The following is a 19,688-nucleotide window of genomic DNA, read 5'->3' as shown; positions in this document are numbered from 1 at the left end:
CATGGCGATTAAAAAGTATAAACCAACCACAAATGGACGTCGTAACATGACGACATCTGACTTTGCGGAGATTACTACTAATAAACCAGAAAAATCTTTATTAGAATCTACAAAACGTAAAGCTGGTCGTAATAACCAGGGTAAAATAACTGTTCGTCATAATGGTGGTGGACACAAACGCCAATACCGTATCATTGATTTCAAACGTATCAAAGATGGTATTCCTGGTAAAGTCGCTACTATTGAGTATGATCCTAACAGATCTGCTAACATCGCATTAATTAACTATGCAGATGGCGAAAAACGTTATATCCTAGCTCCAAAAGGTTTAGTAGTAGGTATGGAAATTGTTTCAGGTCCAGAAGTTGATATTAAAGTAGGTAATGCTTTACCACTTTCAAATATCCCAATGGGTTCTACAATCCACAATATCGAAATGAAACCTGGTAAAGGTGGACAATTAGTACGTTCTGCAGGTACTTCAGCTCAAGTACTTGGTAAAGAAGGTAAATATGTAATTGTACGCTTACAATCTGGCGAAGTACGTATGATCTTAGCTACTTGTCGTGCAACTATTGGCGCTGTAGGTAACGAACAACACGAACTTATCAACATCGGTAAAGCCGGTCGTAAACGCTGGATGGGTAAACGCCCAACTGTACGTGGATCTGTAATGAACCCGAACGATCACCCACACGGTGGTGGTGAAGGTAAAGCTCCAATCGGTCGCAAATCACCAATGTCTCCATGGGGTAAACCAACTCTTGGATTCAAAACTCGTGATAAAAAAGCTAAATCCGACAAGCTTATCATTCGTCGTCGTAAAAAATAAAGTGGTTAAACTACGGTTCAACGTTCGAACCGTGGTGGAATCACGGAGGGAGGTTCCAAAATGGGTCGTAGCTTGAAAAAAGGACCTTTTGTTGACGCTCACTTATTAACTAAAGTGGAAGCTCAACAAGATTCAGAAAAGAAACAGGTTATCAAAACTTGGTCTCGCCGCTCTACAATCTTTCCGACATTTATCGGACTAACAATCGCAGTATATGATGGACGTAAACACGTTCCTGTATACGTGACTGAAGATATGGTAGGTCATAAACTTGGCGAATTCGCACCAACTCGTACTTACAAAGGTCACGGTGCAGATGATAAGAAAACATCAGTACGCTAATTAAGAGGGGAGGTCAATCCTAATGCAACAAGCTAAAGCAATCGCTCGCACAGTTCGCATTGCTCCTCGTAAGGTTCGTCTAGTAGTAGACTTAATTAGAGGCAAGCAAGTTGGCGAAGCAATTTCTATTTTAAAACTAACTCCAAAAGCTGCTTCACCAGTAGTGGAAAAAGTATTAAAATCAGCAATCGCAAATGCAGAGCACAACTATGATTTAGATGTAAACAGCCTAATCGTTTCAGAAGTATTTGTAGACGAAGGTGCAACATTAAAACGTTTCCGTCCACGCGCACAAGGTCGTGCTAGTGCGATTAACAAACGTACAAGCCACATTACACTAGTGGTATCTGAGAAGAAGGAGGGATAATACCGTGGGTCAAAAAGTACATCCAATAGGTTTACGTGTTGGTATCATCCGTGACTGGGAGTCTCGCTGGTATGCTGAAAAAGACTATGCGACACTTCTTCACGAAGATATCAAAGTACGTACTTTCATTGAAACAGCTTTAAAAGAAGCTTCAGTTTCTAAAGTTGAAATTGAACGCGCTGCTAATAAAGTAAACATTACAATTAGTACTGCGAAACCAGGTATGGTTATCGGTAAGGGTGGTACTGAAGTAGAATCACTTCGTAAAAACCTTAACGCTATGACTGGCAAACGCGTACACATCAATATCGTTGAAATCAAACGCGCTGATCTTGATGCTAAACTAGTTGCTGAGAATATCGCTCGTCAATTAGAAAACCGTGTATCGTTCCGTCGTGCACAAAAACAAACTATCACTCGCACTATGCGTGCAGGAGCTAAAGGTATTAAAACTCAAGTTTCTGGTCGTTTAGGTGGCGCTGATATCGCTCGTGCTGAGCATTACAGTGAAGGAACTGTTCCACTTCATACTCTTCGCGCTGACATTGATTATGCTCACGCTGAAGCTGACACAACTTATGGTAAGTTAGGTGTTAAAGTATGGATCTACCGTGGAGAAGTACTTCCAACTAAGAAGAACTCTGTGGAAGGAGGCAAATAATATGTTATTGCCAAAACGCGTAAAATATCGTCGTGTACACCGCGGTAATATGAAAGGTAAAGCAAAAGGCGGCACTGAAGTAAACTTTGGCGAATACGGCTTACAAGCCCAAACAGCTAGCTGGATTACTAACCGTCAAATTGAAGCTGCTCGTATTGCTATGACACGTTACACAAAACGTGGCGGTAAAGTATGGATTAATATTTTCCCACACAAACCTTATACTAAAAAGCCTCTTGAAGTTCGTATGGGTTCCGGGAAAGGTGCTCCTGAAGGTTGGGTAGCAGTAGTAAAACCAGGTCGTATTATGTTTGAAATAGGCGGCGTGACAGAAGAGATCGCTCGCGAAGCACTACGTCTTGCATCACATAAATTGCCAGTTAAGTGTAAAATCGTGAAACGAGAAGAAATTGGTGGTGAATCTAATGAAAGCTAATGATATCCGTGAACTTACAAGTGTTGAGATCGAAAGTAAAGTAAAATCACTGAAAGAAGAGCTTTTCAACCTACGCTTCCAACTAGCGACTGGTCAATTAGAAAACACAGCTCGAATTCGTGAAGTACGTAAATCAATTGCACGAATGAAAACTGTTATTCGTCAAAGAGAAATCAGTGCTAAATAACTGATCGAAGGAGGTTTGTAACATGACTGAGCGTAACCAACGCAAAGTATACACTGGCCGTGTAGTTTCTGATAAAATGGACAAAACTATTACAGTATTAGTTGAAACTCATAAGAAACACGCATTATATGGTAAACGTGTAAAATACTCTAAAAAGTTCAAAGCGCATGATGAAAACAACGAAGTAAACGTTGGAGATATCGTCCGCATAATGGAAACTCGTCCGCTATCAGCTACTAAACGTTTCCGTTTAGTTGAAGTTGTAGAAAAAGCGGTTATTATCTAAATAATTTCGGAACACAAGATCCGAAGGGAGGTAACCTAAGTGATTCAACAAGAAAGTCGTTTGAAAGTTGCCGATAACTCTGGCGCTAAAGAAGTTCTTACAATTAAAGTACTTGGTGGTTCTGGCCGTAAAACTGCTAACATCGGAGATGTTATCGTTTGTACAGTTAAGAAAGCAACACCAGGTGGCGTTGTTAAGAAAGGCGAGGTAGTGAAAGCTGTCATCGTTCGTACTAAATCAGGTGCTCGTCGTAAAGACGGTACTTACATCAAATTTGACGAAAACGCATGCGTAATCATCAAAGATGATAAGTCTCCAAAAGGAACACGTATTTTCGGACCAGTTGCTCGTGAATTACGCGATAGCAACTTCATGAAAATCGTTTCATTAGCTCCGGAAGTTCTTTAATTAAACAAATGAAAGTAGCCATCAAGGAGGTGCGACAAATGCACGTTAAAAAAGGCGATAAAGTCAAAGTTCTTACAGGTAAAGATAAAGGCAAAGAAGGCGTTATCTTATCTGCATTTCCTAAGAAAGATCGCGTTTTAGTTGAAGGTGTTAACATCGTTAAAAAACACGTTAAACCTAACCAACTAAATCCACAAGGCGGAATTGTTAGCCAAGAGGCTGCAATCCACGTATCGAACGTAATGTTAATCGATCCTAAAACTGGCGAGCCGACTCGCGTAAGTTCTAAGATTGAAGATGGCAAAAAAGTTCGAGTATCTAAAAAAACAGGCAATGTAATCAACTAATAGTTAATAGAGGGGAGGTACACACATGAGCCGCCTAAAAGAAAAATTTGTAAATGACGTTTCATCTGCTCTAATGAGCAAATTCGAATATACTTCAATAATGCAAGTACCTAAAGTTGACAAGATTGTAGTCAATATGGGTGTTGGTGATGCTGTTCAAAACTCTAAAGTTCTTGACACTGCAGTAGAAGAATTAGCACTTATCACTGGTCAAAAACCAGTAGTAACAAAAGCTAAAAAATCTATCGCTGGTTTCCGTCTTCGTGAAGGAATGCCAATCGGTGCTAAAGTAACATTACGTGGAGAACGTATGTATGACTTCTTGGACAAATTAATCTCTGTATCACTTCCACGTGTACGCGATTTCCACGGTGTTTCTAAAAAAGCATTCGATGGTCGCGGTAACTACACTCTAGGTGTTAAAGAACAATTAATTTTCCCGGAAATCGATTATGATAAAGTTTCAAAAGTACGCGGTATGGATATCGTTATCGTTACTACTGCGAACTCTGACGAAGAAGCTCGCGAGTTGTTAACTCAATTCGGTATGCCATTCCAAAAATAAAAAGGGAGGCGAGATCGTGGCTAAAAAATCAATGATCCTCAAGCAACAACGCGGTTCGAAATTCAAAGTTCAGGAATACACTCGTTGTGAACGCTGTGGCCGTCCACATTCTGTATACCGCAAATTTAAACTTTGCCGTATTTGTTTCCGAGAACTTGCTTACAAGGGACAAATTCCTGGCGTTAAAAAAGCCAGCTGGTAACCCCTAATTTGGGAAGGAGGTAAATGTAATGACAATGACAGATCCGATTGCAGACATGCTAACTCGCATTCGTAATGCGAACATGGTACGTCACGAAAAATTAGAGCTTCCGGCTTCTAATATCAAAAAAGAGATCGCTGAAATCCTTAAGCGTGAAGGTTTTGTACGTGATGTTGAGTATGTTGAAGATGACAAACAAGGCATTATCCGTATTTTCTTAAAATATGGTCAAAATAACGAACGTGTTATTACAGGTTTGAAACGTATTTCTAAACCAGGTTTACGCGTTTACGCTAAAACTGAAGAAGTACCTAAAGTGTTGAACGGTCTAGGAATCGCTTTAGTTTCAACTTCAAACGGTTTATTAACAGATAAAGAAGCTCGCGCTAAAAAAGTTGGCGGAGAAATTCTAGCATACGTTTGGTAATAAGCAACAAATGAATGGAGGTGCAACATTAAATGTCTCGTATAGGTAAAAAACTAATCGAGGTACCTGCTGGTGTTACTGTTGAGGTTTCGGCTGACAACGTAGCAACTGTTAAAGGTCCAAAAGGCGAATTAGTTCGCTCTTTCAACAAAGATATGAAAATCGTGATCGAAGGCAACATCGTAACTGTTGAACGTCCTTCTGATTCAAAAGATCACCGTACTAACCACGGTACAACTCGTGCGTTACTAGCTAACATGGTAACTGGTGTTTCTGTTGGATTTTCTAAGAGTTTAGAACTTATCGGTGTAGGTTACCGTGCCCAATTACAAGGTAAAAAACTAGTACTTAACGTTGGTTTCTCTCACCCAGTTGAGTTTACACCAGAAGACGGTATCGAAGTAGAAGTACCAGCTAACACTAAAGTTATCGTAAAAGGTATTTCTAAAGAACAAGTTGGTGCTCTTGCATCTAACATCCGTGACGTCCGTCCACCAGAACCTTATAAAGGTAAAGGGATCCGTTATGAAGGCGAAGTTGTTCGTCGTAAAGAAGGTAAAACAGGTAAATAATGCTGCTTAGGCAAGCATTAATTTAGAAAGGAGTGACCTTTTGTGATTACGAAACAAGATAAAAATCAAGTTCGTAAAAAACGTCATGGCCGCGTGCGTGCAAAAATTTCAGGTACTACATTACGTCCTCGTTTAAATGTATACCGTTCAAATAAAAACATCTACGCTCAACTAATTGACGATTCTCAAGGCGTAACATTAGTTTCAGCTTCAACAATGGATAAAGGATTCGAAGGCGCTACTGGCAACGTTGAATCTGCTAAACTTATTGGTGAAACTATCGCTAAAAAAGCTGCTGACAAAAACATTAAAGAAGTTGTTTTTGATCGTGGCGGTTACTTATACCACGGACGCGTAAAAGCTTTAGCTGAAGCTGCCCGCGAAAACGGTTTAGAATTTTAATAAAAAGGAGGTACACATTTCATGGGTCACATTATTGACGCAAACAAACTAGAACTTGAAGAACGCGTTGTTACAATCAACCGCGTTGCTAAAGTTGTAAAAGGTGGACGTCGTTTCCGTTTTACTGCATTAGTAGTAGTTGGAGACCGCAATGGCCATGTAGGTTTTGGTACAGGTAAAGCTCAAGAAGTACCTGATGCTATTCGCAAAGCTGTTGAAGACGCGAAGAAAAACTTAGTGGAAGTTCCACGTGTTGGTGGTACTACACCTCACTTAGTATTCGGTAAATTTGGTGCTGGTTATGTAATGATCAAACCTGCTTCTCCTGGTACAGGAGTTATCGCTGGTGGTCCTGTTCGTGCCGTACTAGAACTTGCTGGTATTACTGATATTCTTTCTAAATCTTTAGGTTCAAACACACCGATCAACATGGTGCGTGCAACTGTTAAAGGTTTAACAGAACTTAAACATGCTGAAGAAGTTGCAAAACTTCGTGGCAAAACAGTAGAAGAACTATTAGGTTAAGGGGGGAAATGACTATGGCAAACAAACTAGAAGTTACCCTAACTAAAAGTTTAATTGGTACTAAACCAGGACAACGCGCTACTGCAGAAGCACTAGGCTTACGCAAAGTGAATCATACTGTAGAACACAACGACAACGTTGCTGTTCGCGGTGCGGTTGCGAAAATCTCACATTTAGTAACAGTTATTGAAAAATAATTTCAAATCTAATATTTAAGGAGGTGCCATCTAATAATGAAACTTCATGAGTTAGAACCAGCTGCTGGTTCACGTAAAGAACGTAACCGTGTAGGTCGTGGTATGGCGACAGGTAACGGTAAAACTTCAGGTCGCGGACACAAAGGTCAAAATTCTCGTTCAGGCGGCGGCGTACGCCCCGGTTTTGAAGGTGGACAAAATCCTTTATTCCGTCGTTTACCAAAACGCGGCTTCACAAACATTAACCGTAAAGAGTTCGCTATCGTGAACCTTGACGCGTTAAACCGTTTTGAAGAAGGCACAGAAGTTACACCAGCATTATTAATTGAAACTGGTGTTGTAGGCAATGAAAAATCTGGTATCAAGATTCTAGGTAATGGAACACTTGATAAAAAGCTTTCTATTAAAGCCCACAAATTCTCAGCTTCTGCTAAAGAAGCAATCGAAAATGCAGGCGGAAACATTGAGGTGATCTAATGTTTCAGACAATCTCGAGCTTTTTTCGTGTGAGAGATATTCGAAATAAAATCATCTTTACACTTTTGATGCTGGTAATCTTCCGTATAGGAACGTTTTTACCAGTACCAAATGTGGATGCTAAAGTATTACAAGACACTGAATCATATAGCTTGGTTGGTTTCTTAAATACATTTGGTGGAGGAGCGTTAAAAAACTTCTCAATCTTTGCGATGGGGATCATGCCGTATATTACAGCATCAATCATCGTACAACTGTTACAAATGGATGTCGTTAAGAAGTTTACAGAATGGTCTAAACAAGGTGAAGCCGGTCGTAAAAAAAGCGCACAATTCACGCGTTATTTTGCAATTATCCTAGCATTTATCCAATCAATCGCAATGTCTTATGGTTTTAACCGTATGTATGGCGGTTCATTGATACAAGATGAAGGATTCTTTACTTACTTCACGATTGCCATTGTGTTAACTGCCGGTACAGCATTTCTTTTATGGTTGGGCGAGCAAATTACTGAAAAAGGTATTGGTAATGGTATTTCCATTCTAATCTTTGCAGGTATCGTTGCAGCACTACCAACAACAGTTAACCAAATTTATGCTCAGCAACTTGAAAATGCTGGTGATCAAATGTTCATCAACATCGTAAAACTTGCACTTGTGGCACTTGCAGCTTTAGCTATCGTCGTTGGGGTAATTTACTTCCAACAAGCGGATCGTAAGATTCCAATTCAATATGCGAAGGGTACAAGCGCTAATCGAGGAGTACAACAATCGCATTTACCACTTAAAGTTAATGCTGCGGGAGTAATTCCAGTAATCTTTGCTGTTGCGTTTATCGTAACACCTAGAACACTTGCATCTTTATTCGGTGAAGGCAAAACTGCCACATTTATCGAGAACACTTTTGATTATTCAAAACCTGTGGGGATGATAATCTACATTGCATTGATTGTTGCGTTTACGTACTTTTATGCATTTGTACAAGTGAATCCAGAAAAAGTAGCAGATAACTTGAAAAAGCAAGGTGCTTATATCCCGGGTATTCGCCCAGGTAAGAGTACTGAAAGCTATTTAACAAGTGTGTTATATCGCTTAACATTTGTAGGAGCAATTTACTTATCGATTGTAGCAGTCCTCCCTATATTATTCGTTAATATAGCGAATCTACCTCAATCGGCACAAATTGGTGGTACTAGCTTGATTATTGTTGTCGGTGTTGCATTGGAAACGATGAAACAACTAGAATCACAATTAGTAAAACGTCACTACAAAGGTTTTATGAAATAAAGGTCGGTTTGTTAGGAGCTTTCCTGTTCCTACTACCTTCATTTAAGAAAATAGGGGGCTTAACCGTATGAATATCATATTGATGGGCTTGCCTGGTGCCGGTAAAGGTACTCAAGCAGACCGTATTGTTGAGAAGTACGACATCCCTCATATTTCTACAGGCGATATGTTCCGCGCTGCTATTAGTAACGGCACGGAATTAGGCTTAGAAGCAAAATCGTATATGGATAAGGGAGCATTAGTTCCTGATGAAGTTACGATTGGAATCGTTCGCGAGCGCTTAAGCCAACCTGATTGCGATCAAGGATTCTTACTAGATGGTTTCCCACGTACAATTGAACAAGCTGAAGCTTTAGATGGAATTTTATCTACACTTGGCAAATCAGTTGACCACGTTGTAAATATCGAAGTAGAGAAGGAAGAATTGATCAAACGTTTAACAGGTCGTCGCATCTGTAAAGTATGTGGTTCGTCTTATCACTTAATCTTCAAACCTTCGAAAGAAGATGGAGTTTGTGACAAAGATGGAGGAGAACTTTATCAAAGAGCAGACGATAATCCAGAAACAGTGAATAACCGTCTGGAAGTAAATATTAAGCAATCTCAACCATTGCTTGATTTCTACAAAGCCAAAAATATTCTAACAAATATTAATGGTCAGCAAAATATCGATTTGGTATTTGCTGATGTAGATGCTCTTATTAAGAGCAGCCGCAACTAATAACCTGATAATCGGGCGCAGTAATTCTGCCTAATTAAGGAATTATGCGGTGGCACAACGGAATTTAATTTTCGAGAGATGCAAAAGCATATTGTGCCCGGTCTATGCACTGTGTAATTATTTGCTTCGTACGAAGGATACCCTTTGTCCTTGATGCAATTTTAATTACAACAGGGTATAATGGGTTTCGTGAAAAAGTATCTGTGAAAACAGGTATGCAGGATCTCATCTAGGACATTACGGGTGATCGTGTTGACATTAAGGATACAAGTTCTCCACGAACTTGTTCTAGGATTATGAGATGCGAAACCTTATGAACGTCTTTCGAACATCTTCATAAACCAAGCAAATGTTGATACGTATTATCTTGCACAAGATGATACTTGCAGCAAATTCTGTTTGAATTTGACGATGAGAACCTGAATTGCATATAGAAGGGAGACAGGCTCGATGGCGAAAGACGATGTAATTGAAATCGAAGGTAAAGTTCTTGAAACTTTGCCAAACGCGATGTTTAAGGTAGAATTAGAAAATGGTCATACAGTGCTTGCGCATGTATCTGGCAAAATCCGTATGCACTTTATCCGTATTTTACCAGGAGATAAAGTAACTATAGAATTATCTCCGTATGATTTAACACGCGGTCGTATCACATACCGTTTTAAATAATCTTTTGCACTCCGGACCACAAGGAGGTTAGGTTAAGATGAAAGTAAGACCATCAGTAAAACCGATCTGCGAAAAATGTAAAGTTATTCGTCGACGCGGTAAAGTAATGGTAATCTGTGAAAATCCTAAACACAAACAAAAACAAGGATAATTTCAAAGGAGGTGCACATCATACATGGCACGTATTGCTGGTGTTGACATTCCACGCGAAAAACGCGTAGTAATTTCATTAACATACATTTACGGTATCGGTAACACTACAGCTAAAGCAGTTCTTGCAGGCGCTGGAGTTTCAGAAGATACTCGTGTTCGTGATTTAGATGAAGATCAATTAAACAAAATCCGTGAACAATTAGATAAATATAAAGTAGAGGGTGACTTACGTCGCGAAATCTCACTTAATATTAAACGTCTAATGGAAATCGGATCATTCAGAGGTATCCGTCACCGTCGCGGTTTACCAGTTCGTGGACAAAATACGAAGAACAACGCGCGTACGCGTAAAGGACCTCGTAAAACTGTTGCGAACAAGAAAAAATAATTAATAAGTAAAGGAGGTTTCTTCTTAACATGGTACGTAAACAACAATCACGTAAACGTCGTGTGAAAAAGAATATCGAATCTGGTATTGCTCACATCCGTTCTACATTTAACAACACAATCGTAACCATCACAGATGTTCAAGGTAATGCTATTTCTTGGTCTTCTGCTGGTGCTTTAGGTTTCCGTGGATCACGTAAATCTACTCCATTCGCATCACAAATGGCTGCTGAGGCTGCTGCTAAAACTGCAATGGAACACGGTTTGAAAACATTAGAAGTAACTGTTAAAGGTCCTGGTGCAGGTCGTGAAGCTGCTATTCGTGCGCTTCAAGCTGCAGGTCTTGAAGTTACAGCTATTAAAGACGTAACTCCAGTTCCTCATAACGGTTGCCGCCCACCAAAACGTCGTCGTGTTTAATTAATTCGTTTCTGTTTTGATTTGAATTATGGCACTTTAACTATATTTAACAATCGTAAAGATTGATTGACATTTGATTTTATGTTGAAATATATATATATTCGATGTTTTTAAGGAGGGTAAATTGAATGATCGAAATTGAAAAACCAAAGATTGAAACCGTTGAGATCAGTAATGACCTTAAATTCGGCAAATTTGTTGTAGAACCACTTGAACGTGGGTATGGTACTACTTTGGGTAATTCACTACGTCGCATTCTTCTGTCTTCTTTACCAGGAGCTGCTGTTACTTCAATTCAAATTGACGGCGTACTTCACGAGTTCTCTACTATAGAGGGCGTTGTGGAGGATGTTGCTTCAATTATTTTGAACCTTAAAAAGCTTGCATTAAAAATTTACTCTGATGAAGAAAAAGTCATTGAAATTGATTTTTCAGGCGAAGGTGTAATCACAGCTGCTGATATTACTCATGACAGTGATGTGGAAGTGTTAAATCCGGATCTATACATTGCAACTGTTGCTAAAAATGGTCATTTACGTATGCGTATGTACGCACAACGTGGGCGTGGATATACTCCAGCTGATCAAAACAAACGCGAGGATCTTCCTATCGGCGTTATCCCGATCGACTCTATTTACACTCCAGTTTCACGCGTCAACTTCACTGTGGAAAATACTCGTGTTGGACAATCGTCTGATTTCGACAAACTTTCACTAGATGTGTGGACAGATGGCAGCATCGGTCCAAAAGAGGCGATTTCTTTAGGTGCTAAGATTTTAACAGAGCACTTGAATATCTTCGTTGGTTTAACTGATGAGGCAAAATCTGCCGAAATCATGGTTGAAAAAGAAGAAGATCAAAAAGAAAAAGTTCTTGAGATGACTATCGAGGAACTTGACCTTTCTGTTCGTTCTTACAACTGCCTAAAACGCGCTGGTATCAATACTGTTCTTGAACTTGCTAACAAGTCTGAGGATGATATGATGAAAGTTCGTAACTTAGGTCGTAAATCATTAGAAGAAGTAAAAGCTAAGTTAGAAGAGCTTGGTTTAGGGTTACGCGAAGAAGACTAAGCAAATCTTAATATAATAAGCATGATCAGTATTTGAACGAAGGAGGGAAACATCCATGGGTTACAGAAAACTTGGACGTACAAGTTCTCAACGTAAAGCGATGTTACGTGATTTAGCAACAGACTTAATCATTAACGAGCGCATTGAAACAACTGAAACTAGAGCAAAAGAATTACGCTCTGTAGTTGAAAAAATGATCACTTTAGGTAAACGCGGTGACTTGCACGCACGTCGTCAAGCAGCAGCTTTTATCCGTCGTGAATTAGCTACTACAACTGACTCTGAGGGTAATGAATCAACAGTTTTTGCTTTGCAAAAATTATTTGATGACGTAGCACCACGCTACACTGACCGTCAAGGCGGTTATACTCGCATTATGAAAATGGGACCTCGCCGTGGTGACGGTGCGCCTATAGTTGTGATTGAACTAGTTTAATCATTAACAAATGCAACGGAGGGTGTACTTGTTCATACACTGAACTTTGCACCCTCTTTTTTATAAAAACACATGATATGATTTATACGACAAATTTAAAAGCTGAGTGTTATGATGAGCGGACATAAGTGCCGTCTCGTTTAGCTCTACGCATCCCATTCCCTACTTAGTCTGAGCAACTAAGACCAGGTGAGATAACCAATTATTTGCGCATTTCTCTTGAATGGGGTGCGCGCTTTTTTATTTATTTTTACGACAAAAAAAGACGACTTTTGCTATTTAGCGAAGTCGTATTTTTATACATAGAAAATTCTACCTAGCAATCAAACATAAAACAGTGTAAGTTAAATAGATGAGTAAAGCATCGTATAGTATTGAAATGGAGGGGGGAAATCGTATGAATAACATATTAACGTTAAATAACATTATATTCTCATATGAGGTAGACCAACCTGAGGTGAAAAATGCAGTGGAAGATGTATCCTTTACTGTGACTGAAGGTGAGTGGATTGCAATCGTTGGGCATAATGGCTCTGGTAAATCGACTATAGCCCGTATCATAAATGGTTTACTTTTCCCTCAAAGTGGAGATGTAACCGTATTTGGTAAACTGATGAACGAAGATAATCTTTGGTCTATCCGCACAGAACTCGGTATGGTTTTCCAAAACCCAGATAATCAATTTGTTGGTGCTACTGTACAAGATGATGTGGCTTTCGCTTTAGAAAATAACGGTGTACCTTATGAAGATATGGTCGCTCGCGTACATCAATCTTTAGCGCAAGTAAAAATGGAGCAATTTTTGAATCATGAACCACAGCATCTATCTGGTGGGCAAAAACAACGTGTTGCCATTGCAGGCGCATTGGCATTGCGACCAAAACTTTTGATTTTAGATGAAGCAACGTCTATGCTTGATCCACAAGGCAGACAAGAAGTACTTGATATAGTAAGAAAACTGCGAGATGACACAGGCTTAACTGTGCTATCGATTACGCATGATTTAGAAGAAGCCATACTGGCAGATCGTATATTGTTTATGAATCAAGGTAGAAAGTTTGCAGAGGGACAACCATCTGAAATCTTTGCATTAGGTGATGAATTAGTAGAGCTTGGACTGGATTTACCTTTTTCGATGAAAATGGCTAAAATGTTGCAAGAAAAAGGCATTCAGCTAGACGGTACACATATGTCGGATGAAGAATTGGTGGAGAATTTATGGATATCGAACTTCAAAAAGTAAGTTATTCTTATGCAAAAGGTACACCGTTTGAAAAAGCTGCATTATTTGGTGTTGATTTGATGATTGAAAGTGGTAAATACCATGCAATTATTGGTCATACTGGTTCTGGTAAATCGACCGTATTACAACATTTAAATGCGCTATTAAAACCGAGTGAAGGTATTGTGAAAATCGGTGATGAGATGATTGAGGCTGGAAAAAAGAATAAAAAATTACGGCAGGTTCGACAACATATAGGCATCGTTTTTCAGTTTCCGGAACATCAACTTTTTGAAGAAACGGTCTTAAAAGACATTGCCTTTGGTCCGATGAATTTTGGTGTATCAGAAGAAGAAGCATATGCACGAGCGCATGAGGTGATTAAAACTGTCGGTTTGGATGACTCGATATTACAGAAATCACCATTTGATTTATCTGGTGGACAGATGAGACGTGTAGCGATTGCCGGTGTATTAGCGATGAAACCAGATGTTATTGTTCTAGATGAGCCAACAGCCGGCCTAGATCCACGAGGTCGTCATAATATTATGGAATTGTTTAGCAAGCTTCAAAAGGATCATAATTTAACAATGATTCTCGTTACACATAGCATGGAAGATGCTGCGCGCTATGCAGATGATTTGACGATTATGCACGATGGTAAAAGCGTATTGCGTGGCATGCCTAGAGAAATTTTTAAGGATGTAGACAAGCTCGCTCAGTATCGCTTGAAAGTGCCACATGTCGTAGCATTTCAAATGCGCTTAGAACAACGCCTTGGTAGTAAATTAGCGAAGCTATGCCTAACGGAAGAAGACCTCGTTGATGAAATTGCTAGAGCAGCTAAAAAGGTGCGTGAAGAATCATGATGGAAAAAATGATATTTGGTCGTTTCATACCAGGAGATTCCTTCGTACATAAAATGGATCCGCGAGCGAAACTCGTTTTCGTCTTTGCATTTATATTGGTCGTGTTCATTGCCAATAACATACCAACTTATATTGCATTAGTCGTTGTGACATTTTTTGTAATCGCATTATCACGTATTCGTTTGTATTTTTTAATCAATGGTTTGAAACCTGTTATGATTTTGATGGTGTTCACTTTCTTGATTCATGTATTTTTCACAAAAGGTGGCACGGTCTTGATCGATTGGGGTATATTCAATATCCAAGAAGAAGGTGTCAAACAGGGGATATTCATCTCTATACGATTCCTTGTTCTTGTATTCATGACATCGATCTTAACGTTGACGACGTCACCAATCTCGATTACGGACGGTTTAGAAACCTTATTGAACCCGTTAAAAAAAATAAAGGTACCTGTTCACGAGTTGGCATTGATGATGTCGATTGCCTTACGTTTTATACCAACGTTAATGGACGAAACAGATAAGATTATGAAAGCGCAAATGGCACGTGGCTCAGATGTGACATCAGGGACCATTAAAGAGCGTTTAAAGGCTGTTGTGCCATTGCTCATTCCATTGTTCGTCAGCGCCTTCAAACGTGCTGAGGACCTTGCTACGGCGATGGAAGTACGCGGTTATCGTGGAGGCGAAGGACGAACGCGTTATCGTCAGTTAAAATGGTCGATGCGTGACACCTATGCTTTACTACTACTGGTGTTATTTGCTGTAGGATTATATTATTTTAGAACGACGAAATAGGAGACTTGCATAACGATGAAAAGAAGAATGAAAGCTACAATCGCATATGATGGTACAAACTTCTCTGGCTATCAGGTTCAGCCCAATCAAAGGACTGTTCAAGAAGAAATTGAGAAAGTGCTAACTGTCATGCATAAAAATGAAAAGATTGTCCAAGTGACAGCAAGTGGAAGAACGGATGCACGTGTTCATGCAACTGGACAGGTACTCCATTTTGATACGACGCTATCCATTCCCCTTGATCGTTATGCACACGCATTAAACGTCCAACTCCCAAGTGATATTCGAGTTGTGAAAGTAGAAGAAGTCGCATCTGATTTTCATGCTAGATATAATGTTCATGGCAAGCGGTACCGTTATATTTGGTCTTGTGAAAAGGTGCAAAGCCCTTTTAGACGTTTTTATGCAACACCCACCAATGGGGTGACACCAGATGTCGAAGAAATGAAAAAAGCTGCACAGTATATTTTGGGAACGCATGATTTCTCTTGTTTTTGCGCTGCAAATACAAGTGTTGTCGATAAAGTGCGTACTGTTACGGCACTCGAGTTTGAATGGCATGGCAATGAATTGCATATGATCATTACAGGAAACGGTTTTTTATACAATATGGTACGCATTATTGCAGGCACATTATGGGAAGTGGGCATTGGCAAAAGAAATTCAGCTCAGCTGAAGGACATTGTCGCGTCAATCAATCGTACAACAGCTGGCAAAACTGCACCACCACAAGGTTTATACCTTGAAACTGTCTATTATCCAGAGTGAAACAACATCACCTGGCGTTTTTTGAAAAAACTTGACTTATGTTGTTTTTTATTATACGATGACTTATGGTATTTTCATTACCCCACAAGATAAGCCCCGAATCTTAACTTATGCGGATAAAGAAAACAATTGGAACAGAATTATAGAACAATTAGTTAGTAGGAGGATACTATTATGCGTACAACATTCATGGCTAAAGGTCACGAAGTAGAACGTAAATGGTTAGTTATCGATGCAGAAGGCCAAACACTTGGTCGTTTAGCTTCAGAGGTAGCAGCTATTTTACGCGGTAAACACAAAGCGATTTTCACACCAAACGTTGACACTGGTGACCATGTCATCTTAATTAACGTTGAGAAAATTCATTTAACAGGTAATAAATTAGAAGGTAAAATTTACTACCGTCACACTCAATACACTGGTGGTTTAAAACAACGTACAGCTGGCGAAATGAAAGAAAAATACCCTCGTCAAATGCTTGAGTTAGCAATCAAAGGCATGCTTCCTAAAAACTCTTTAGGTCGTCAAATGTTCACTAAATTGAACGTTTATGCTGGTCCAGAGCACCCACACGCAGCACAAAAACCAGAAGCTTACACGCTTCGCGGATAATTATTAGAGGAGGATACACCCTTGGCACAAGTTCAATATATCGGCACAGGTCGTCGTAAAAGCTCAACTGCCCGCGTACGTTTAGTACCAGGCGAAGGCAATATCGTAATTAACAACCGTGTTGTTGAAGATTACGTACCATTCGCATCTTTACGCGAAATTATCAAACAACCATTAGTAGCTACTGAAACACTAGGCAGCTATGACATTCACGTAAACGTGAATGGCGGTGGATACACAGGTCAAGCTGGCGCAGTGCGTCACGGTATCGCTCGCGCGTTACTAACTGTTGATCCTGATTTCCGTTCAGTTCTTAAATCTGCAGGTTTACTTACTCGTGACCCTCGTATGAAAGAACGTAAAAAACCAGGTCTACGCGGCGCTCGTCGTGCACCTCAATTCTCAAAACGTTAATCAATCGATTCGCGTTTTGTGGAAGCTCTTTCTCACTTTTGTGGGAAAGAGCTTTTTTGCGTTTAAAAAGATTCTTTGTCAAATCGTAGTTGTTACCGTAATAGAAAGAAATAATCTATTGAAGTGACAGTTTTTTTACTAGCGACTAGATATAATATTCAACAAGCCAGTAGATAATCAGTAAATATCAAAATACTGATCGTAGCATAATGCAATGAATTGAGGGCAAAATATGAATGGTTTTCAGAACGACTATGTTATACTAAATGAAGATATTGATATAAATAAGGAGTGTTATAAGTGATTAATGAACAACAAGTCCGCGAAATTATTGGCGCTTTAAAAGATCCCTTTTTACATAAAACATTAGCAGAGACAGAGGGAATCGTTGAAGTTTCAATTAAAGAAGAAAAAGAACATGTCAGCGTGAAAATTGCCGTAGCGAAAACAGGTACGCCTGAACAATTAACACTTCAAATGGAGATTGTTGATGTATTAAAAGGTGCAGGTGCTAAGTCTGTAGGTATTCGATTCTCTGAACTTGATCCTTCTAAATTAGAACAATTCCGTGGCGTAGCGACGCCTGCTGAAGCGCAAGATATGCTATCCCCATTAAATAATACAAAATTCATCTCGATTGCGTCAGGTAAAGGTGGCGTTGGTAAATCAACTGTATCTGTCAATCTTGCTGTAGCATTAGCACGTTTAGGTAAAAAAGTAGGGTTAATTGATGCTGATATCTATGGTTTTAGCGTACCAGACATGATGGGTGTTCAAACAATGCCTAAAGTGGTTGATGATCGCATTTATCCAGTTGAACGCTTTGGTGTGAAAATGATTTCTATGGGATTCTTCGTAGAAAATAATGCGCCAGTCGTATGGCGTGGTCCGATGTTAGGTAAAGTATTAGATCAATTCTTCCGCGATGTAGAGTGGGGAGAGTTAGACTATCTTCTATTAGACTTACCACCTGGTACAGGAGATATTGCTTTAGACATTCACCAAATGTTACCAGAATCAAATGAAATTGTTGTTACTACGCCGCATCCAACAGCCGCATTCGTTGCTGCTCGTGCAGGTGCAATGGCGATCAAAACAAATCATCATATTATTGGTGTTATTGAAAATATGTCTTGGTTCCAATCAGATGTATCAGGTCAAAAAGAGTTTGTCTTTGGTAAAGGTGGCGGTAATAAATTAGCTGAAGAACTACGCGCTGATTTATTGGGTCAAATTCCGCTAGGTCAACCAGAAATTATTGAAGCAGATTTTGCGCCATCCGTATACGCACGCAACCATTCAACAGGTCAGCTGTTTATTGATATCGCAGAAAAAGTAATCGATCAATTAGATAAAAAAGATCAATAGACGACAACAGATAGCAGAACCCTTTACAAAATACGTAAAGGGTTCTTTTTTTTACATGAAAAAAGGGAAAAACATAGTATAATGGAAGAAATACTTATTTATACCATTTACATAACAATGAAATAGAGGAGGCGTAAAATTGACGATACGAAATTGGCTGAAGTTTTTCACGATGTCTTTACTAATCGGGGGAGCAATTACAGGGATAGCGAGTTTGATTATTCAATGGAATGACTTTTATAAACCATTGTATATAGATGGAGACTGGAAGAATATAATTGTCGGATTTATTTGGTTTGTAGGATTGGGCTTTACAATGAGCGTAGTAGTGCAAACGGGTTATTTTGCTTATTTAACAATTCATCAAATCGGTGTGAACTTATTCAGATCCTTAACACTTTGGAACTGGATACAATTACTTTTAATCATCATGGCAATAGTTGATCTTATACTCTTTAGATTCAAACCATCGGCAACGGGGTGGCATGATTGGCTCTTGTATAGTGGTTTGCTGATTCTTCTATTAGGAGTAGCTGTATTCACGGCTCATCAAAAAGTACGTCTTACAGGGAAAAAGCATGTTTTTATTTCAGCGCTCTTTTTTATGATTGTTGTTAGTTCGTTGGAATGGTTAATTGCCCTGTGGGTTAAAACGAGTAATGGTGATATGTTTGTAGCACTACTGATTTTTCCAATATTAAGTGTCAATATGTATCAGTTACTGATTTTACCGAAGTATAATGCAAAATCAATTGCTGATATTGAAAAAAGAGCTAAAAGAAGAAAAGAACGTAAAGCAGCACAAATGACACCTCAATCAAAATAATTAAAGAAGCTGGACGCTAATAGATAGCGATACAGCTTCTTTTTAAATTATATCAAAATAATTTGTTGACAGTTTGTAGAATAAGAGGTATAGTTATAAATGTTGAACAAGCAAACAACGCCGATAACAATTAAATTAATTTTTAAAAAATTATTGACATTGATTACTAAGTCAGCTATACTATTATAAGTCGCTAAGGTGACGCAAACAAAACATCAAAAACATCTTCGAAAAAACAATTTGAAAAAGTTGTTGACAAAGAAAAGTTATGATGATATAATAAGTAAGTCGTTAAGGTGACTTTGCGACAACAACAAAACATGAACCTTGAAAACTAAACAAGCAGTGAAGTTAATCAATATAAAGTCTTACAAACTTTAATTAGTGCGTAAGCAAACGAAGACATTCTATTCGTAGAATGTCGTTATCGA

At 39.1% G+C, this 19,688-nt stretch carries 33 protein-coding genes; all 33 read left to right on the top strand.

What is annotated here, in order from left to right; genetic code table 11:
- The first annotated feature begins 1 nt into the window (after position 1).
- The 33 genes from rplB to DEX24_RS06695 all read left to right on the top strand — a co-directional run bounded on the left by rplB (position 2) and on the right by DEX24_RS06695 (position 19,257).
- Positions 2-832, top strand: coding sequence for a 50S ribosomal protein L2 (rplB, locus tag DEX24_RS06855; RefSeq protein ID WP_109305675.1), 831 nt, complete (start codon positions 2-4; stop codon positions 830-832).
- 60 nt (positions 833-892) lie between these two features.
- On the top strand, positions 893-1,174 hold the full coding sequence (gene rpsS / locus DEX24_RS06850; RefSeq protein ID WP_109305674.1) for a 30S ribosomal protein S19: 282 nt from the start codon (positions 893-895) through the stop codon (positions 1,172-1,174).
- Positions 1,175-1,196: 22 nt separating this feature from the next.
- Entirely contained in the window at positions 1,197-1,541 is a 345-nt protein-coding gene (rplV, locus tag DEX24_RS06845) for a 50S ribosomal protein L22 (protein WP_109305673.1), read from the top strand.
- A 4-nt stretch (positions 1,542-1,545) separates the two neighbouring features.
- Positions 1,546-2,202, top strand: a complete 657-nt coding sequence (gene rpsC / locus DEX24_RS06840; RefSeq protein WP_109305672.1) for a 30S ribosomal protein S3 — start codon at positions 1,546-1,548, stop codon at positions 2,200-2,202.
- 1 nt (position 2,203) lies between these two features.
- Positions 2,204-2,638: a 50S ribosomal protein L16 gene (gene rplP / locus DEX24_RS06835; RefSeq protein ID WP_109305671.1), complete on the top strand. Its 435-nt coding sequence runs from the start codon at positions 2,204-2,206 to the stop codon at positions 2,636-2,638.
- Entirely contained in the window at positions 2,628-2,825 is a 198-nt protein-coding gene (rpmC, locus tag DEX24_RS06830; RefSeq protein WP_109305670.1) for a 50S ribosomal protein L29, read from the top strand. The genes rplP and rpmC overlap by 11 nt, the downstream gene beginning before the upstream one ends.
- Before the next feature lie 22 nt (positions 2,826-2,847).
- Positions 2,848-3,111 carry a 30S ribosomal protein S17 gene (rpsQ, locus tag DEX24_RS06825; protein ID WP_109305669.1) on the top strand — a complete coding sequence of 88 codons (264 nt, stop codon included), beginning with the start codon at positions 2,848-2,850 and terminating at the stop codon, positions 3,109-3,111.
- A gap of 39 nt (positions 3,112-3,150) precedes the next feature.
- Positions 3,151-3,519, top strand: a complete 369-nt coding sequence (rplN, locus tag DEX24_RS06820) for a 50S ribosomal protein L14 (RefSeq protein WP_109305668.1) — start codon at positions 3,151-3,153, stop codon at positions 3,517-3,519.
- A 38-nt stretch (positions 3,520-3,557) separates the two neighbouring features.
- Positions 3,558-3,866 (top strand): 50S ribosomal protein L24, encoded by a 309-nt coding sequence (gene rplX / locus DEX24_RS06815; protein ID WP_109305667.1) that lies wholly within the window; start codon positions 3,558-3,560, stop codon positions 3,864-3,866.
- 25 nt (positions 3,867-3,891) lie between these two features.
- Positions 3,892-4,431: a 50S ribosomal protein L5 gene (gene rplE / locus DEX24_RS06810; protein ID WP_109305666.1), complete on the top strand. Its 540-nt coding sequence runs from the start codon at positions 3,892-3,894 to the stop codon at positions 4,429-4,431.
- Between the two features lie 16 nt (positions 4,432-4,447).
- Positions 4,448-4,633, top strand: a complete 186-nt coding sequence (locus DEX24_RS06805; protein ID WP_109305665.1) for a type Z 30S ribosomal protein S14 — start codon at positions 4,448-4,450, stop codon at positions 4,631-4,633.
- 28 nt (positions 4,634-4,661) lie between these two features.
- Positions 4,662-5,060, top strand: coding sequence for a 30S ribosomal protein S8 (rpsH, locus tag DEX24_RS06800; RefSeq protein ID WP_109305664.1), 399 nt, complete (start codon positions 4,662-4,664; stop codon positions 5,058-5,060).
- Positions 5,061-5,092: 32 nt separating this feature from the next.
- The gene (rplF, locus tag DEX24_RS06795; protein WP_109305663.1) at positions 5,093-5,632 is read left to right on the top strand and encodes a 50S ribosomal protein L6; all 540 of its coding nucleotides are present in this window, start codon (positions 5,093-5,095) and stop codon (positions 5,630-5,632) included.
- 42 nt (positions 5,633-5,674) lie between these two features.
- Positions 5,675-6,034, top strand: coding sequence for a 50S ribosomal protein L18 (rplR, locus tag DEX24_RS06790; RefSeq protein ID WP_109305662.1), 360 nt, complete (start codon positions 5,675-5,677; stop codon positions 6,032-6,034).
- A 21-nt stretch (positions 6,035-6,055) separates the two neighbouring features.
- Positions 6,056-6,559, top strand: a complete 504-nt coding sequence (rpsE, locus tag DEX24_RS06785) for a 30S ribosomal protein S5 (RefSeq protein WP_109305661.1) — start codon at positions 6,056-6,058, stop codon at positions 6,557-6,559.
- Between the two features lie 14 nt (positions 6,560-6,573).
- Complete coding sequence (gene rpmD / locus DEX24_RS06780; protein ID WP_109305660.1) at positions 6,574-6,756, top strand: 50S ribosomal protein L30; 183 nt, start codon at positions 6,574-6,576, stop codon at positions 6,754-6,756.
- 36 nt (positions 6,757-6,792) lie between these two features.
- A complete protein-coding gene (gene rplO, locus DEX24_RS06775; protein WP_109305659.1) occupies positions 6,793-7,233 on the top strand; it encodes a 50S ribosomal protein L15 in 441 nt (146 codons plus the stop codon).
- The gene (secY, locus tag DEX24_RS06770; protein ID WP_109305658.1) at positions 7,233-8,519 is read left to right on the top strand and encodes a preprotein translocase subunit SecY; all 1,287 of its coding nucleotides are present in this window, start codon (positions 7,233-7,235) and stop codon (positions 8,517-8,519) included. Before rplO ends, secY begins: the two co-directional genes overlap by 1 nt.
- 67 nt (positions 8,520-8,586) lie before the next feature.
- The gene (locus tag DEX24_RS06765) at positions 8,587-9,240 is read left to right on the top strand and encodes an adenylate kinase (protein WP_109305657.1); all 654 of its coding nucleotides are present in this window, start codon (positions 8,587-8,589) and stop codon (positions 9,238-9,240) included.
- A gap of 450 nt (positions 9,241-9,690) precedes the next feature.
- Complete coding sequence (infA, locus tag DEX24_RS06760; protein WP_109305656.1) at positions 9,691-9,909, top strand: translation initiation factor IF-1; 219 nt, start codon at positions 9,691-9,693, stop codon at positions 9,907-9,909.
- 37 nt (positions 9,910-9,946) lie between these two features.
- A complete protein-coding gene (rpmJ, locus tag DEX24_RS06755) occupies positions 9,947-10,060 on the top strand; it encodes a 50S ribosomal protein L36 (RefSeq protein ID WP_000868344.1) in 114 nt (37 codons plus the stop codon).
- Between the two features lie 24 nt (positions 10,061-10,084).
- Positions 10,085-10,450, top strand: a complete 366-nt coding sequence (gene rpsM / locus DEX24_RS06750) for a 30S ribosomal protein S13 (RefSeq protein WP_109305655.1) — start codon at positions 10,085-10,087, stop codon at positions 10,448-10,450.
- A gap of 29 nt (positions 10,451-10,479) precedes the next feature.
- Positions 10,480-10,869 carry a 30S ribosomal protein S11 gene (rpsK, locus tag DEX24_RS06745; protein ID WP_109305654.1) on the top strand — a complete coding sequence of 130 codons (390 nt, stop codon included), beginning with the start codon at positions 10,480-10,482 and terminating at the stop codon, positions 10,867-10,869.
- Between the two features lie 128 nt (positions 10,870-10,997).
- The gene (locus DEX24_RS06740; protein ID WP_109305653.1) at positions 10,998-11,942 is read left to right on the top strand and encodes a DNA-directed RNA polymerase subunit alpha; all 945 of its coding nucleotides are present in this window, start codon (positions 10,998-11,000) and stop codon (positions 11,940-11,942) included.
- Positions 11,943-11,997: 55 nt separating this feature from the next.
- Positions 11,998-12,378, top strand: a complete 381-nt coding sequence (gene rplQ / locus DEX24_RS06735) for a 50S ribosomal protein L17 (protein ID WP_109305652.1) — start codon at positions 11,998-12,000, stop codon at positions 12,376-12,378.
- 397 nt (positions 12,379-12,775) lie between these two features.
- Positions 12,776-13,621 carry an energy-coupling factor ABC transporter ATP-binding protein gene (locus DEX24_RS06730; RefSeq protein WP_109305651.1) on the top strand — a complete coding sequence of 282 codons (846 nt, stop codon included), beginning with the start codon at positions 12,776-12,778 and terminating at the stop codon, positions 13,619-13,621.
- Positions 13,597-14,469 (top strand): energy-coupling factor ABC transporter ATP-binding protein, encoded by an 873-nt coding sequence (locus DEX24_RS06725; RefSeq protein WP_109305650.1) that lies wholly within the window; start codon positions 13,597-13,599, stop codon positions 14,467-14,469. Before DEX24_RS06730 ends, DEX24_RS06725 begins: the two co-directional genes overlap by 25 nt.
- Positions 14,466-15,269, top strand: a complete 804-nt coding sequence (locus DEX24_RS06720; RefSeq protein ID WP_109305649.1) for an energy-coupling factor transporter transmembrane component T family protein — start codon at positions 14,466-14,468, stop codon at positions 15,267-15,269. Before DEX24_RS06725 ends, DEX24_RS06720 begins: the two co-directional genes overlap by 4 nt.
- 15 nt (positions 15,270-15,284) lie before the next feature.
- Positions 15,285-16,037 carry a tRNA pseudouridine(38-40) synthase TruA gene (gene truA, locus DEX24_RS06715; RefSeq protein ID WP_109305648.1) on the top strand — a complete coding sequence of 251 codons (753 nt, stop codon included), beginning with the start codon at positions 15,285-15,287 and terminating at the stop codon, positions 16,035-16,037.
- Between the two features lie 174 nt (positions 16,038-16,211).
- On the top strand, positions 16,212-16,649 hold the full coding sequence (gene rplM / locus DEX24_RS06710) for a 50S ribosomal protein L13 (protein ID WP_109305647.1): 438 nt from the start codon (positions 16,212-16,214) through the stop codon (positions 16,647-16,649).
- Positions 16,650-16,670: 21 nt separating this feature from the next.
- Positions 16,671-17,063 (top strand): 30S ribosomal protein S9, encoded by a 393-nt coding sequence (gene rpsI, locus DEX24_RS06705; protein WP_109305646.1) that lies wholly within the window; start codon positions 16,671-16,673, stop codon positions 17,061-17,063.
- 300 nt (positions 17,064-17,363) lie between these two features.
- Positions 17,364-18,431 carry a P-loop NTPase gene (locus DEX24_RS06700; protein ID WP_109305645.1) on the top strand — a complete coding sequence of 356 codons (1,068 nt, stop codon included), beginning with the start codon at positions 17,364-17,366 and terminating at the stop codon, positions 18,429-18,431.
- Between the two features lie 139 nt (positions 18,432-18,570).
- A complete protein-coding gene (locus DEX24_RS06695; protein ID WP_109305644.1) occupies positions 18,571-19,257 on the top strand; it encodes a KinB-signaling pathway activation protein in 687 nt (228 codons plus the stop codon).
- The last annotated feature ends 431 nt before the right edge of the window (positions 19,258-19,688 follow it).

Source organism: Kurthia sibirica (genome assembly GCF_003143975.1).
In the GTDB taxonomy this organism is placed as follows: Bacteria; Bacillota; Bacilli; order Bacillales_A; family Planococcaceae; genus Kurthia; species Kurthia sibirica.
The sequence above is the reverse complement of the archived record's forward strand: the minus strand, read 5'-3'. Positions and strand labels throughout refer to the sequence as shown.